11 protein-coding genes are annotated in these 15,163 nt (G+C 34.5%); 5 read left to right on the top strand and 6 right to left on the bottom strand.

Annotation, left to right across the window (positions count from 1 at the left end):
* The first annotated feature begins 38 nt into the window (after window positions 1–38).
* On the top strand, window positions 39–392 hold the full coding sequence (locus Q73A0000_RS03430; protein ID WP_193812693.1) for an MmcQ/YjbR family DNA-binding protein: 354 nt from the start codon (window positions 39–41) through the stop codon (window positions 390–392).
* A 214-nt stretch (window positions 393–606) separates the two neighbouring features.
* On the opposite strand, the gene Q73A0000_RS03425 is transcribed toward Q73A0000_RS03430, so the two are convergent.
* A complete protein-coding gene (locus Q73A0000_RS03425; RefSeq protein WP_193813640.1) occupies window positions 607–1,464 on the bottom strand; it encodes a bifunctional riboflavin kinase/FAD synthetase in 858 nt (285 codons plus the stop codon).
* 206 nt (window positions 1,465–1,670) lie between these two features.
* On the opposite strand from Q73A0000_RS03425, the gene atpD reads away from it, so the two are divergent.
* Together atpD and Q73A0000_RS03415 are read left to right on the top strand one after the other, a co-directional pair.
* Window positions 1,671–3,179, top strand: a complete 1,509-nt coding sequence (atpD, locus tag Q73A0000_RS03420; protein WP_193812692.1) for a F0F1 ATP synthase subunit beta — start codon at window positions 1,671–1,673, stop codon at window positions 3,177–3,179.
* 88 nt (window positions 3,180–3,267) lie between these two features.
* A complete protein-coding gene (locus tag Q73A0000_RS03415; protein ID WP_193812691.1) occupies window positions 3,268–3,549 on the top strand; it encodes a F0F1 ATP synthase subunit epsilon in 282 nt (93 codons plus the stop codon).
* Window positions 3,550–3,975: 426 nt separating this feature from the next.
* Here the strand turns inward: Q73A0000_RS03415 and Q73A0000_RS03410 are convergent, their stop codons facing one another.
* From Q73A0000_RS03410 to Q73A0000_RS03390, 5 genes are all read right to left on the bottom strand, one after another.
* Window positions 3,976–4,731 (bottom strand): hypothetical protein, encoded by a 756-nt coding sequence (locus Q73A0000_RS03410; RefSeq protein ID WP_193812690.1) that lies wholly within the window; start codon window positions 4,729–4,731, stop codon window positions 3,976–3,978.
* A gap of 347 nt (window positions 4,732–5,078) precedes the next feature.
* Window positions 5,079–7,271 carry a B12-binding domain-containing radical SAM protein gene (locus Q73A0000_RS03405; protein ID WP_193812689.1) on the bottom strand — a complete coding sequence of 731 codons (2,193 nt, stop codon included), beginning with the start codon at window positions 7,269–7,271 and terminating at the stop codon, window positions 5,079–5,081.
* A 194-nt stretch (window positions 7,272–7,465) separates the two neighbouring features.
* A complete protein-coding gene (rnk, locus tag Q73A0000_RS03400) occupies window positions 7,466–7,876 on the bottom strand; it encodes a nucleoside diphosphate kinase regulator (protein WP_193812688.1) in 411 nt (136 codons plus the stop codon).
* A gap of 79 nt (window positions 7,877–7,955) precedes the next feature.
* Entirely contained in the window at window positions 7,956–9,230 is a 1,275-nt protein-coding gene (locus Q73A0000_RS03395; RefSeq protein ID WP_193812687.1) for an aminotransferase class I/II-fold pyridoxal phosphate-dependent enzyme, read from the bottom strand.
* A gap of 100 nt (window positions 9,231–9,330) precedes the next feature.
* A complete protein-coding gene (locus Q73A0000_RS03390) occupies window positions 9,331–10,368 on the bottom strand; it encodes a PLP-dependent cysteine synthase family protein (RefSeq protein WP_193812686.1) in 1,038 nt (345 codons plus the stop codon).
* A gap of 226 nt (window positions 10,369–10,594) precedes the next feature.
* Between Q73A0000_RS03390 and Q73A0000_RS03385 the strand changes: the two genes are divergently transcribed.
* Together Q73A0000_RS03385 and Q73A0000_RS03380 are read left to right on the top strand one after the other, a co-directional pair.
* Window positions 10,595–14,080, top strand: coding sequence for a DUF2723 domain-containing protein (locus tag Q73A0000_RS03385; RefSeq protein WP_193812685.1), 3,486 nt, complete (start codon window positions 10,595–10,597; stop codon window positions 14,078–14,080).
* A gap of 33 nt (window positions 14,081–14,113) precedes the next feature.
* Window positions 14,114–15,103, top strand: coding sequence for an adenosine deaminase (locus Q73A0000_RS03380; protein WP_193812684.1), 990 nt, complete (start codon window positions 14,114–14,116; stop codon window positions 15,101–15,103).
* Window positions 15,104–15,163 lie beyond the last annotated feature (60 nt).

Raw genomic sequence — 15,163 nt, 5'->3', positions numbered from 1 at the left:
TTTTTATAATTACTTATTACCCATTACTTATCTTATATATGGATGTCACCGAAATTTTAGAATATTGTCAGCGCAAAAAAGGAGTTGAAGAAACCTTTCCTTTTAATCCGGAAACTTTGGTTTTAAAAGTAGGAGGGAAGATGTTTGCTTTAATACCTCTGGAAAAACAGCCTTTATCAATTGCTCTAAAAACAGATCCGGAATGGAGTGCAGAACTTCGCGAGCAATATCCACAGATTGAAGGTGCATATCATATGAATAAAACGCATTGGAATTCGGTGGTTTGTGATGGTTTGAAAAAGGAATTAATTTTCAAGTTGATTGATCATTCTTACGATTTAATCGTACAATCTTTAACAAAGAAAAAAAGAGAAGAGTTGTTGAACTCGTAGTGACTTTGCAAAAATGCTTTTAACAAGAATAGCACAAATTATTTCACAAATTTCACGAGGAAAATTTCACCATTTAGGTTTCAATAAGTAGTTAAATGAATTAAGAATTCCGTCGGAATTTAAATTGCGCCAACCTTCATAAACTTTAACATTTTAAAGCTTTACAATAATTGATTAAAAAAAAGGCTTTGTGACTTTGTGGTTGGAGAAAAAATTAAAATTTGAATTCTGCGGTCAACCTTTTATCTTCATCCAATCTCACCATCAATTCTTCCAGACCATTAAATTTAATTTCTTCGTGTAGAAACTCTCTGAAATTAACTGAGATTTCCTGGTCGTAAATATCTTCATTAAAATCTAAAATATAAACTTCCACAGAAATAGCTTTACCATTAACAGTTGGATTGGTGCCGATACTCAACATTCCTTTATAATGTTGGTTCTTCACGAACACATCAACTATATAAGCTCCTTTTTTAGGTAGAAGTTTTAAAGCATCAACTTCAATATTAGCCGTCGGATAACCAATTGTTCGACCGATTTTCTTACCGTGAATTACCGTTCCGGAAATAGAGTAGTTATAACCCAACATTTCATTGGCAGAAAGAATATCACCTTTACTTAAGGCTTTTCTAATCTGAGTGGAACTTATATTAAGGTCTTTATAAGAAACCGCTTCAACTTGTTCTACTTCAAAACCGAATTCTGGACCCATCTTCTTTAATAATGAAAAATCACCGCTTCTGTTTTTTCCGAAAGTATGATCATAACCAACTATCAAATGTTTGACCTGAAGTTTCTCCACCAAAATCTGTTTCACAAACTCTTCACCAGTGAGGTTTCTGAAGTCTTCATCAAATTCTTTTAAAAATAAATGCTGTAATCCGTTTTTCTGAAGCAGGTATTTTTTTTCCTCAATGGTATTTAATAATTTTAAATCGTCATTGGGATTAAATATCTTTCTCGGATGTGGCCAAAAAGTAAGAATGGCAGATTCCAGATTTTTTATTTCTGAAATGGTATTGAGTTTTTTTATAATACTTTGATGTCCCAAATGAACACCATCAAACATACCAATCGAGAGCGCCAAAGGATTTTCGGAAAGTGGACCGATGAAATTTTCTGTAATTATCAACTGAAATTCTTAATAAGAGTGGAAATAATTGCCCTAAAAATGGACTTAAAATAACTTTGTGCAAATATGACAAAAATCTTCTTTTAAACCAATTGCAAATGTGCGAATATTCATTATATTTGCACTCAAGAAAAAAATTAGCAATGGCAAACCAACTTAAAGGAAAAATTTCTCAAATTATCGGTCCAGTAATCGACGTAATTTTTACAGATGCGGCAGAACTTCCAAGCATTTATGATGCATTGGAAATTACAAAAACAGACGGTAACAAAGTGATACTTGAAGTAGAACAACATATTGGTGAAGATTCTGTAAGATGTATCGCAATGGATGCAACAGACGGACTTCAAAGAGGTCAGGAAGTAATTTCACAAGGAAGACAAATCACCATGCCAACTGGCGAAGGTGTTTATGGTCGTCTATTCAACGTAGTAGGTGATGCTATTGACGGAATTCAACAAGTTTCTAAAGAAAACGGTTTGCCGATTCACAGAGAAGCTCCGAAATTTGATCAATTAACAACTTCTGCAGAAGTACTTTTTACCGGGATTAAAGTAATTGACTTGGTAGAGCCTTATGCAAAAGGAGGAAAAATTGGTTTGTTTGGTGGAGCAGGTGTTGGTAAAACGGTATTGATTCAGGAATTAATTAACAATATTGCGAAAGGTCACGGTGGACTTTCTGTTTTTGCCGGTGTAGGTGAAAGAACCAGAGAAGGAAACGACCTTTTGAGAGAGATGCTGGAATCAGGTATTATTAAATACGGTGATGCATTCATGGAATCCATGGAAAATGGAGGATGGGATCTATCTAAAATTGATCTTGAGCAAATGAAGGATTCTAAATGTACCTTCGTTTTCGGACAAATGAATGAGCCACCTGGAGCAAGAGCTAGAGTTGCTTTGTCTGGTTTAACAATCGCTGAATATTTTAGAGATGGTGACGGACAGGGGCAAGGAAGAGACGTATTATTCTTCGTAGATAATATCTTCCGTTTTACACAAGCAGGTTCTGAGGTATCTGCACTTCTGGGAAGAATGCCATCAGCAGTAGGTTACCAACCAACTTTGGCTTCTGAAATGGGTGCGATGCAAGAGCGTATTACTTCAACTAAAAATGGTTCAATTACATCTGTACAGGCGATCTACGTTCCTGCAGATGATTTAACTGACCCGGCGCCGGCAACGACGTTTGCTCACTTAGATGCAACAACTGTATTAGATAGAAAAATTGCTTCATTAGGTATTTATCCGGCAGTAGATCCATTGGCTTCTACTTCCAGAATCTTAACTTCTGAAATCTTAGGAGACGAACATTACGACTGTGCTCAAAGAGTAAAAGAAATTCTTCAAAAATACAAAGCATTACAGGATATCATCGCGATTCTAGGAATGGAAGAACTTTCAGAAGATGATAAATTAGCTGTTTACCGTGCTAGAAAAGTGCAGAGATTCTTATCTCAACCTTTCCACGTTGCAGAACAGTTTACAGGATTGAAAGGAGTATTGGTAGATATCAAAGATACCATCAAAGGTTTTAACATGATCATCGACGGTGAGTTAGATCATTTACCTGAAGCTGCTTTTAACCTTAAAGGGACCATCGAAGAAGCAATCGAAGCAGGTGAAAAAATGTTAGCGGAAAACGCTTAATTAGAAAAAAGACTAAAAGATTTGAGATAAGAGACATAATGTTTCTGTCTCTAATCTTTAATCTCTAAATCTTTTAATCTATCAGAAGATGAATATTAAAATTTTAACTCCGGAATTTGTAATTTTTGAAGGTGAAGTAAAATCAGTTTTGCTTCCCGGAAAAAGTGGAGAATTCCATATCATGAAAGATCACGCCGCTATTGTGGCTTCCTTAAATTCAGGGAAAATTAAAGTGTTCACTAATGAAATCAAGGAGCAATACAGTCAGCACTTCACCAGAGAAAACGAAAAGGAAAGTGTTTTTTCTTTTTCTATGAAAAGTGGAGTGATAGAATTCAGCAATAATAAAGGAATTATTCTGGCAGAATAAACCTCTTTTATATCCATATAAATCCCGTCTTATTTTTAAGGCGGGATTTTTTTTATTGTATTTCTGAACTAAATCTTCAAATCAGTGGACGAAAAATATGATAAACCGGACATTTAGATGAAATGAAATAACTAGATTCCTATTAAGGAGCAACAAAACTTTCGCTTCTTCCAAAACCCGTCCCGCTGTCCGCTATATACCGCTTTGCGGTGATGCCGCTTCCATCGGGGCTATAAGTTCAGACATTTCTTCTTGCCATAGAAAAATCAATATACTTTCACTGATACTATAATTAGTTTAACACAACTTCCTTTTCAATTTTTCATCGGAACTCAATGTTCGAAGATAAATGGTAAAGCATATTCAACAACAGTTAAATTTTATAATGGACTTTTTTGTTATTCTAATTATGAAATATTTTGTAAATTATAGCTGTACTTTCTCCTTTTTGTGAGCAATAATAATTAAGGTGATCATGATAATAATTGAGATTATTGATGCATTCAAAGTTCCTAAATCTAAGCCACCTTTCGCAAGAGGTTTAGTTAAGAAATCTCCAAAGGTTGCACCAAAAGGACGTGTAAAAACAAAGGCAATCCAAAATAAAAGAATGTGATTGATTTTGGTATAGGAATGCAGTAAAACGACCACGATAATAACCGCCAAAGTGATCATTGCACCAATAAGGTAACTGAATCCTAAGCCATCATTTAAATAATCCCCGAACGCTGTTCCTAAACTATTTGAAAATAAGACGGCGACCCAGAAAAAAGATTCTTTTTGCTTATCGAAGATCGGTGAGACTTCTAAATTTCCGTACTTTTTATACCAGAGATAAAGTGTTAATAAAAGAAATGCAACAAGAACTAAACTTCCTAAAGCATAACCTAAATGTAAACTTCGATCTATAAAATCGGATATTTCCGTTCCTAAAGTCGTCGTTCCGATAATGACCAACCAGAAAAAAGCCGGAATATACCTCTTAGCTGAAAGTTGAAAATAAAGGGTGATTAAAAAGAAAATTAAAGTGATTCCGATTCCAGCGGCATAACCTAAATCTAATGTTTGCGCAAAGAAATCGCCTAATGTTTCACCGAGTGTAGTGGCGACAATCTTCATTAACCAAAAGAGAATCGTAATACTTGCAATTTTATTCAGAGATAAATCTTCGGTTGAATTCATGTTGAGTTTATTTGAAGTTCACGCATCAATTTTGTAGCCAATTATTATTAACAAGGATGAATTTTTGTTACTATTTTAAACCACAAAAGGCAAAAAAGTTTTGATTATTAAAAAGTTGACATTCGTATTCTACAAAGTTCATAAAAAATAATTTCACAGTGTACTTTCTAAATCAGATTTTATTGATTTTGGAAATTGATCATTTAGAAACGAGAATGCATTTAGGTTTCTCAGAGTTTTGTGCTCTTTTAGAAGTAAGTTTTTAAACTTTATTTGGAATTAACTTTGTGACTTTTGTGGTTAAAAATCTTTATAATTAAATTTAATAACATGGTGTTATCAGAAATTTACAAACTAAGAATAACGCCGTTTTCTTTCAATTGCTGTATCGGTTTTGAAAACCAGAATAATTCAAAATCCTCAAACGTTTCTTCAAAGTTAGTTTTGAGTTGTTGCAGTGTAATTTTTTTAGGATTGTCTGTAGAGTTTTCAGCGAAGATTTTCATCAACCACGCTGCTTGATCTCTTTCCAATTCTATTTTTACAATATTGGTTTTCAGGTGAAAGGTCAATCGGGTATATTCAAAAGCGCCAGCTCTTGTTTTTTTAACGAAGTTTTCGACATTCGCATTTTTATCCAGAAAAACTAATTTTGAGTTTCCTTTAAAAATAAAATTCTCTTCTTCTAAAAGACAGTCGTGAATATAATCCGGATGAATTGTTGTTTTCGGAATTTTAAAATCGAACCAATCTTTTAGCGGTAAATCGAAATTGATTCCGTGCATAAAATTAAATAGAGATTTCTTTAAACCAAAACTAAATTTGCTGTGATCAATTCCCGTTTCGTCGGTAAAGTCGATATCATTATGTGCAAACAGGATTTCTTTTTTAAGAGGTTTTACACCGAACTCTTCCGGATTATTTCCAATCGGTGAGTGTGCAGTCATGGCAAACTGATGCCAGAAACCACTTTGTACAATTCCCATTTCAAATAATTGTCTGACCATTTCTAAAGAATCCACCGTTTCCTGAACCGTTTGAGTCGGGAATCCATACATTAAATAGGAGTGAACCATCACGCCAGCTTCGGTAAAATTTCTGGTTACTTTCGCAACTTGATTTACAGAAACTCCTTTGTCAATCAATTTCAGTAAACGATCACTCGCAACTTCTAATCCGCCTGAAACTGCGACCAAACCAGAAGTTTTTAATAAGAAACATAAATCTCTGCTGAAGCTTTTTTCAAACCGAATATTCGTCCACCAAGTCACGACAAGATTTCGACGTAAAATTTCCAAAGCTACTTCTCTCATCAAAGCAGGAGGCGCGGCTTCATCTACAAAATGGAAACCTGATTCTCCGGTTTGTGCAATCAGTTCTTCCATTCGATCCACTAAAATTTTAGCAGAAATAGGTTCATAAAGTTTAACGTAATCTAAAGAAATGTCACAGAAAGTACATTTTCCCCAATAGCAACCGTGCGCCATGGTCAGTTTATTCCAACGTCCGTCGCTCCATAAACTGTGCATTGGATTGGCGATTTCTATAACGGAAATATATTGATCTAGAAGTAAATCGGTATAATCCGGCGTTCCTATAAAAGCTTGCTTATAGTCTGATTTCGTCGTATTATTTTTATAAGTGACTTCCTGATTTTCTAAGATAAAAGTTCTTTTAAATTCTCCTTCTGAAATCGCTTTTCCTGAAATGACATTTTCATAAACCAATTCGATCGGTAATTCACCATCATCTAAAGTGATATAATCAAAAAATTCGAAGACACGCGGATCTTTTAATTCCCGTAATTCCGTGTTTGGAAAACCGCCGCCCATGACAATTTTAAGTCCGGGATAATTGGCTTTTATAAATTGAGCACATCGAAAAGCAGAATATAAATTCCCAGGAAAGGGAACAGAAAAGCAAACCAATTTGGGCTGCACTGCATCTAATTCTTCCTTTAACAATTTTAAAGTGAATTCATCTGTAAAAGTTTGAGGTGCATTTAATTTTGAATACAATTCATCAAAGGAATTGGCACTTTGTCCGATTCGTTCTGCATATCTGCTAAAGCCGAAATCAGCATCGATATTTTCAACAATGTAATCTGAAATATCTTCCAAATATAAAGTCGCAAGATGTTTGGCTTTATCCTGTAAACCCATATTTCCGAAAGCGTATTCCATATCATCAAGCTGATTAAAACGGGAAGCTTCCGGCAAGAAATTCATGCTGCAGATTTGCCTTGCTAAAGTCGGATTATGATTTTGTAGAAAAAGAATAACCTGATCAATCGTCTTAATATATTCTTCTCGTAAAGCAAAAATTCGCTTTGAGTTTTCAGAGGTAATTTCAGTAGTATTTGTTGCAAAGACTTTTTCTATACCACTTTTGGAGAATAATTCCAAAATCACTTCAATGCCCAAATCAATCTGATAACTTGAAATGTTTTTAGTATTCAAAAAACCTTTAATATAGGCTGTCGCCGGATAAGGAGTGTTGAGTTGGGTAAAAGGCGGAGTGATTAGAAGCAGATCTTTCAAGGAATTTTCTTTTTGCAAATTTATTTTAAATATAGGACATTATAAGCATGAAATTTTTTAAACCACAAAAGTCACAAAGTAATCTGTGACTTTTGCGTAAAAAGTTTACAAAAGGAAAAAATGATAATTACTTTACCTTTTGTTTTTCTTATTTAAAATTGATTGTTCAGCTTTTTTGTTGGTGAAATTATCTTTTACAAATCAAAATCCCCTGCAGATTCTGGCTGATAAATTATTTCATCTATTACAATTTTAGTCATTCCGGAAGGAATCAACCAATCGATTTCGTCACCAACTTTATAACCAATCAAGGCTGAAGCAACTGAGGAAAATATCGAAATCTTACGTTCCTTAATATTCGCATCAGCGGGATAAACCAGTTGGAATTCCATGGTCGTTTTGTTATTCTGAAAGTGAATTTTCACAATAGAATTCATAGTAACCACATCACTTTCAACTTGATCCTGTTCTACAATTTTTGCAGATTTTAATTCAGCGAGTAGTTTTTCAGCTTCTTCTTTTTTGATGCTGTTCTTTGCTTTAGCGTCAGTAATAGATCTGTGGATTTTATTAAAATCCTGTTTGGTAATTATAACTTGGCTCATGGTATTGATTGTTAAGTGAAAATAATAGACCGTTTGAATTTTTCAAACGGTCTATATTAAAAATATATTTTGAAAAATTTTATGACTCTTTAAATTGAAGTTGTTTTTCCTCTAACAATTTTTGCTCCTGCTCTTTATAAAAGCCTGAAACTAATTTTTCGTGAATTGCTTCAAATGCGGCAAGCGTTTCATTAATTTCTGAATCGGTATGAGATGCAGTTGGAATTAATCTTAACAAAATCATTCCTTTTGGAATAACCGGATAGATTACGACAGAAGTGAAAATCCCAAAGTTTTCTCTTAAATCTCTTGAAAGTAGGGTAGCTTCTACAGTAGAACCTTCCATCATTACAGGGGTTACACAAGTATCAGATCCTCCTAAGTTAAATCCTCTTTCTTTTAAACCATTTTGAAGTTTGTGAACATTTTCCCAAAGCTTCGCTTTGATTTCTGGTCTTGAACGAAGTAGGTCTAATCTTTTTAAACCTCCAATAACCATTGGCATTGTTAAAGATTTTGCAAAAACCTGCGAACGTAAATTATATTTTAAGATTCCAATAATATCTTTATCTGCAGCGATGAACGCTCCAAAACCTGCCATTGATTTAGCAAAAGTAGAGAAGTACACATCGATTTGATCTTGACAACCTTGCTCTTCACCAGCACCAGCACCGGTTTCTCCTAAAGTTCCAAATCCGTGAGCATCATCAACTAATAATCTAAAATTAAATTTTGATTTTAATTCACAAATTTCTTTGATTTTTCCCTGCATTCCACGCATTCCGAAAACTCCTTCGGTAATCACTAGAATACCACCACCTTGTTCTTCTGCAACTTTGGTTGCTCTAACAAGATTTTTCTCTAAACTAGCGATATCATTATGCTTATATGTAAAACTTTTACCCATGTGAAGACGAACTCCATCAACGATACAAGCGTGAGAATCTGAATCATAAACGATAACATCATGTCTGCCAACTAAAGCATCAATGGTAGAAACCATTCCTTGATAACCGAAATTTAAAAGATAAGCGGAATCTTTTTTTACGAATTCTGCTAATTCTCTTTCTAATTGCTGATGTTGTTCAGTTTCACCAGACATCGCTCTCGCGCCCATTGGATAAAACATTCCAAATTCAGCTGCAGCTTTTGCATCTGCTTCTAAAACTTCTGGGTGGTTACAAAGACCTAAGTAATCATTAGCACTCCAGAAAATCACCTCTCTACCCTGGAATTTCATTCTCGGACCAATTGGACCTTCTAATTTTGGGAAAACAAAGTAGCCCTCTGCGTAATCTGCAAATTGTCCTAATGGACCTGGGTTTTCTCTAAGGCGATCAAAAATATCTTTCATTATTTTTTTATTGTTTTTAATACTCAAAGTTATATAAATTTAACTAAAAAAACCTTTTGCTTTCTACGCAAAGGTTTTGTCTAGTATTTTCTTTATTTTGTTATTTTATTAATTCTGTTTTGAAAACTTCGTCATAATTATGGACACAATTATTAACGAATCCCTGTTCGGCCATCCATGCATCACTATATACTTTAGTAATGTATCTGGAACCGTGATCCGGGAATAGTGCAACTACCAAATCATCTTTGGTGAATTCATGAGAATTCGCATATTGTAAAAGACCTTGTGTTACTGCACCTGTTGTGTAACCACCCATGATGGCTTCTTTCAGTGCAATTTCTCGAGTTCTATAAGCTGCCATTTCATCATTCACGCGAACGAACTCATCGATTTTATCAAACAGCAAAGCTGCTGGAATTAGGTTTTTTCCCATTCCTTCAATTTGATAAGGATGAATGTCTTCTTTGTGAATTTCGCCAGTTTCATGGAAACTTTTGAGAATCGATCCAGAAGCGTCAACGCCTATCACTTTGATATTAGGATTCTTTTCTTTCAAAAATTTCGCAGAACCTGATAAAGTTCCACCTGTTCCTGTGCAAGCAATAAGGTGGGTAATTTTACCATCGGTTTGTTCCCAAATTTCGGGACCAGTTGTTCGGTAATGTGCATCAATATTTAATTCATTAAAATACTGATTAATGTATATTGAATTTGGCGTTTCGGAAGCTACTCTTTTAGCAACTTCGTAATAAGATCGAGGATCGTCTGCAGCTACATTTGCAGGACAAATATATACCGTTGCACCTAAAGCTTTTAGATAGGCAATTTTTTCCTTCTTTGTTTTATCACTTACGGCAAGAATACAATGATAGCCTTTGATAATACAAACCATCGCAATTGAAAAACCGGTATTTCCGGAAGTTGTTTCTACCACGGTTGAGCCGGGTTTTAACAAGCCTTTTCTTTCAGCTGCTTCTATGATATGAATTGCAATTCTGTCCTTTGTAGAATGGCCGGGATTAAAAGATTCTAATTTAGCGTATACTGTGGCCGGAATCTCTTTTGTAACTTCATTTAGTCTAACTAAAGGAGTGTTACCAATTAGGCCCAGAATGTTATCGTGAACATTAGTCATTATTTAGTCATTTTAGTCTATTAAAACCGTGTGCAAAAATACTAAAAAATTAATAAGTCAACAATTAATAACGAAGTTTGTATTTCGATGTATGAGATATGTCATCTTAAGAATTTCTAATTCTGCGCTCACCAATTTCTCAAAAACCGAGCCAATTGCTTAATTTATGTTAAAATCAATAGATAATAAGTTAAAAACCTTATTTTCGCATCATTGAAAATTTAATATGAAAAATTGGTCTTTTAAAAAGTGGAATACCCTAATCGGCTGGGTGGTCTTCATTATTGCATTTTTTACTTATTTATCAACCATTGAACCGAATTTCAGTTTTTGGGATTGTGGAGAATATATTGCTTCGGCAGTGAAACTGGAAGTTACGCACGCTCCCGGAGCAGCCCTTTTCCAGTTGGTTGGTGCAGTCGTAGCAGTATTTGCTTTTGGTAATGGTGAGCATTATTCAATCGTTATTAATGCAATGTCTGCTTTATTCAGCGCATTTACGATTTTATTCCTTTTCTGGACTATTACGCATCTTGTAAGAAGATTGCTTCACAAAGATTTTAATGACATTACAAAACATCAGGAAATCTCCATTTTATTTGCGGGTGTGATTGGTGCTTTATGTTTTACGTTTTCAGATACGTTCTGGTTTTCAGCCGTAGAAGGGGAAGTTTATTCGATGGCGTCAATGTTCATCGCACTTTTATTATGGTTAGTGACGAAATGGGAAAATGAATATTTAGAAAGCGATAACGAACGTTGGATTATTCTAATATTCTTCGTAACAGGTTTATCAGTAGGAGTTCACATGATGGCGATGTTGGTAATCCCAGCAGTTTGCTTTATATATTATGCTAGAAATTATGAGTTCACTTGGAAAAGTTTCCTTTGGGCAAACGTAATAACATTGTTTATTTTAGCGATGGTATTTAAAGGAATCTTCCCTTTAATAATGACTTTATTCGGAAAGATGGAAATATTTGCCGTGAATGGAATAGGATTGCCTTTCCACTCAGGTACTATTATCGCTTTCATTATTTTAATTGCACTTTGTTATTTTGCACTTAAATACGCTCGCAAAAGCAAGAAAAACATTTATCAAACCATCGTGCTTTCTGTGGTTTATATGATGATTGGTTTTTCATGTTGGATGGTAATTCCAATCAGAGCTAATGCTAATCCGCCGATGAATCTTAATAATCCTGATACCGCAATTGGGATGCTGGATTATTACAACAGAGAGCAATATGGTGACTGGCCAACTTCTTATGGTCAAAATTACACCGCTTATTTAGATGCCAACGGAATTCAGAAAAATGAAGATGGAAGCTATAAAACGACGAAAACTGGTGACGTTTACGAAAAAGATGAAAAAACTGGAACTTACCGAAAAGTAGGAGAACGATTTAATTATGTGTTCAGCCAAGATCAAGTAAGCTTTTTACCGAGAATGTTTAATGAAGATAAATCGGTAATGGAAAATTATATTTCCATGTATGGTGCTCCAGATTTCACTTTTAATTACGCCAATGAAGAGGTTGCCGATAATCCGGAAGCTATTAAAATCTTTGATGATTTAAGAAAAAAATATGAAGAAGGAAGTATTAAAGCTGCGGATTACTTACAGGTAAAACCTTATAATTTAATTAATGTCCAGAGACCTTCTTTGGGACAAAATTTAGATTATTTCTTCACCTTCCAAAACGGATATTACTTTGTAAGATACCTAATGTGGAACTTTGTTGGAAGACAAAACGACCTCGAAGGAAATATGGAAAACAACCGTGGAAACTGGATTTCCGGAATTCCATTTGTTGATAATGCAATGTATGGCGATCAAAGTCAAATGCCCGCAAAATTCAAAAATGAAAGTACAGTTGGATTTTTCTTCTTGCCACTATTATTAGGATTGATTGGTTTCTTTTTCCAACTCAATCGGGATTTCGGCAGATTCTACGCGATCTTGTCCTTGTTCATTATAACGAGTGTCGGAATTGTTTTCTACACCGGAGTGAAACCATTTGAAGTTCGGGAAAGAGATTACGCAATGGTCGGTTCCTTTTACGCTTTTGCGATTTGGATTGGTCTCGGAGCCGGAGCGATACTTTGGTATTTACAGGAAAAAGTAAAATCTGATGCTTTAAATATCGGAGCCGGAGTTATTTTAATGGGAATTCCATTAATGATGGGCTTCCAGAATTACAATGTACATGATCGTAGTGGACGATATACCGCTTATGATTATGCTTATTCCACTTTAAAATCTTTACCAAAAGACGATATCCTTTTTGTTTATGGCGATAATGATACCTATCCGATTTGGGGAATGCAGGAAACTTCCGGACTTCGTGATGATGTGAAAGTAGTGAATTTTACTTTGCTTTCAACTCCTTGGAATATCGATCAGGTGAAGAGAAGAACGTATAATTCAATGCCGGTTCCTTCTGTATTTACGCATGAAGATTACCGTGACGGAACCAATGATCAAATCTTTTTAATGAGCAAAAAAGATTGGCAAAATATCTTTGCCAATATGAAAGAGCAAGGTGCGCCGGATGACGTTTTCCCTGAGTTTAGAAAATTCTTGACTCAAGATTCTATGACTTTAAAAGAAGCTGTCAATTTTATTAAAATTAAATCTGATGATAAAGATCAAATTTTAAAAATGATTTTTGGTGAAGCTAAATATGAGAAGTTTAATTTCTTGCCAGTTTCTAAATTCATTTTGCCAGTAAATAAAGCAAACGCTTTAAAAGCCGGAACAATAGAACAAAAAGATTTGGCAAGTACTGTAGATCAAATTACCATTGATTATAAGAAAACCAGCATGTTCAAAAACAATTTATTGTTGATGGATATTTTAGCAAACTTCGATTGGAAGCGTCCGATTAATTTCTCTTCAGGTGGAGTTTATGATCCAGAAAATCTTTTCTTTTTAGGAAATTATTTGCAGTATGACGGATTCAGTTACCGATTGGTTCCGATTGAAACCAAAGAGCGTGAAGACGGAGAAATGGGTAGAGTTGATGCTAACTCCCTTTATAATATTGTTAAAAATTACAAATGGGGTAATTTCAAAGATTTGAAAGTTCATTTTGATGAAACCTGTACCCAGAATATTGTGAGCTATAGAAGTTCAGCAAGTCGCGCGGCAGAAGCTTTAGCGCTATCTGGACAAAAAGCAAAAGCCGTTGAAATATTAGATTTAGCTTCCAGAGAAATTCCAGTTGCTAAATATAATGATCCACGTTCTTTAAGTTCAATGGTTTATGGATATATCGTTGCGGGGCAAGAACAAAAAGGATTAAAACTGGCAGAAGAATTAAAGAAAGGAATCTTCACAGAATACGATTACTACAATAGTTTATCACCAAAAGATCAACGTTTTGTGGGCAGACAAATGAGAACCAAACCGATGGAATATTCATTAGTTGTTGGAGCAGTTGCTGATGCTTATACGAAGATTGGACAGAAATCAAAAGGGTATGATTATTTAGTAAAATCGATAGAGCCGATTGATAAAAAATTCAATAATTTTGTTAAAGATTTGCACACAATGGGTAAAGAAAAAGCATTTAATGAATCAGAGAAAGTTCAGAAAATCACCCCGTTCTATACTTATCTTTTCGACATTATGAATCCTTATGATTCGACTTATGCAAAAGAAAAAGAAGCGCAAATTACCGCAGCAATAATGAAAGCAACGCAATAGTATGTAAAAGTATTAACTTAATCTTTTAATCAAATGACTCCATCAGAATACATTAAAAAAGTTCCGAAAGCAGAATTACATCTTCATATCGAAGGAAGTTTTGAACCGGAATTAATGTTTGAAATTGCACAAAGAAATAAGATCGAGATTCCTTACGAAAGTATTGAAGAACTAAAGAAAGCTTATCAATTTGGGAATTTGCAGGATTTTCTGGATATCTATTATGCTGGAGCAAATGTGCTTATTCACGAACAGGATTTTTATGATTTGACGATGGATTATTTTAAACAATGCGCCAAAGAAAATGTAGTTCATGCAGAGATCATGTTCGATCCACAAACACATACTAAAAGAGGAGTAGAGTTTTCTACCGTTATTAATGGAATTCAGCGAGCCAGAGAAGAAGCAGAAAAGCAATTTGGGATTTCTTCTTTATTAATTATGAGTTATCTGCGCCATTTATCGGAGGACGATGCGTTCGAGACTTTACAACAATCGCTTCCGTACAAACATCTCATAAAAGCAGTTGGTTTAGATTCTTCTGAAAAAGGAAATCCACCTTCTAAGTTTCAAAAAGTATTTGAAGAATCTATAAAAGAAGGATATATTCCTGTTGCTCATGCTGGTGAAGAAGGTCCTGCAGAATATATTTACGAAGCTTTAGATTTGCTAAAAATCGTCAGAATCGATCACGGAAATAATGGTTTGTCTGATCCAAAATTAGTTGAGAGATTGGTTGAAGAAAAAATTGGATTAACCGTTTGTCCGCTTTCTAATACGGCACTTCGAAATGTGGATCAAATTAATAATCATCCTTTGAAAAAGATGTTGGATTTAGGTTTAAAAGTAACTGTAAATTCTGATGATCCTGCTTATTTCGGTGGTTATATTACTGAAAACTATTTGAGTTGTATCGATGCACTCGATTTATCTTTAAAAAACGTAAAACAATTGGTTCGCAATTCTTTCGAATATTCTTTTCTTTCAGATAAGAAGAAAGAGGAATTTATTGCTAAAATATAATAAGACAAAGTCAAAACCTTTTGCGCTCTTTGCGTAAAAAACTTTGCGCTATTGCGTGAA

Source organism: Kaistella flava (ex Peng et al. 2021) (assembly GCF_015191005.1).
GTDB classification, from domain to species: Bacteria; Bacteroidota; Bacteroidia; order Flavobacteriales; family Weeksellaceae; genus Kaistella; species Kaistella flava.
This window is presented reverse-complemented; position numbering and strand designations above follow the sequence as displayed.

Coding starts and splice junctions, on each gene's coding strand:
- Q73A0000_RS03395 (WP_193812687.1), bottom strand. CDS start 9,230: ATGAAAGATATTTTTGATCGCCTTAGAGAAAACCCAGGTCCATTAGGA.
- Q73A0000_RS03425 (WP_193813640.1), bottom strand. CDS start 1,464: ATGTTTGATGGTGTTCATTTGGGACATCAAAGTATTATAAAAAAACTC.
- Q73A0000_RS03390 (WP_193812686.1), bottom strand. CDS start 10,368: ATGACTAATGTTCACGATAACATTCTGGGCCTAATTGGTAACACTCCT.
- atpD (WP_193812692.1), top strand. CDS start 1,671: ATGGCAAACCAACTTAAAGGAAAAATTTCTCAAATTATCGGTCCAGTA.
- Q73A0000_RS03430 (WP_193812693.1), top strand. CDS start 39: ATGGATGTCACCGAAATTTTAGAATATTGTCAGCGCAAAAAAGGAGTT.
- Q73A0000_RS03410 (WP_193812690.1), bottom strand. CDS start 4,731: ATGAATTCAACCGAAGATTTATCTCTGAATAAAATTGCAAGTATTACG.
- Q73A0000_RS03385 (WP_193812685.1), top strand. CDS start 10,595: ATGAAAAATTGGTCTTTTAAAAAGTGGAATACCCTAATCGGCTGGGTG.
- rnk (WP_193812688.1), bottom strand. CDS start 7,876: ATGAGCCAAGTTATAATTACCAAACAGGATTTTAATAAAATCCACAGA.
- Q73A0000_RS03380 (WP_193812684.1), top strand. CDS start 14,114: ATGACTCCATCAGAATACATTAAAAAAGTTCCGAAAGCAGAATTACAT.
- Q73A0000_RS03415 (WP_193812691.1), top strand. CDS start 3,268: ATGAATATTAAAATTTTAACTCCGGAATTTGTAATTTTTGAAGGTGAA.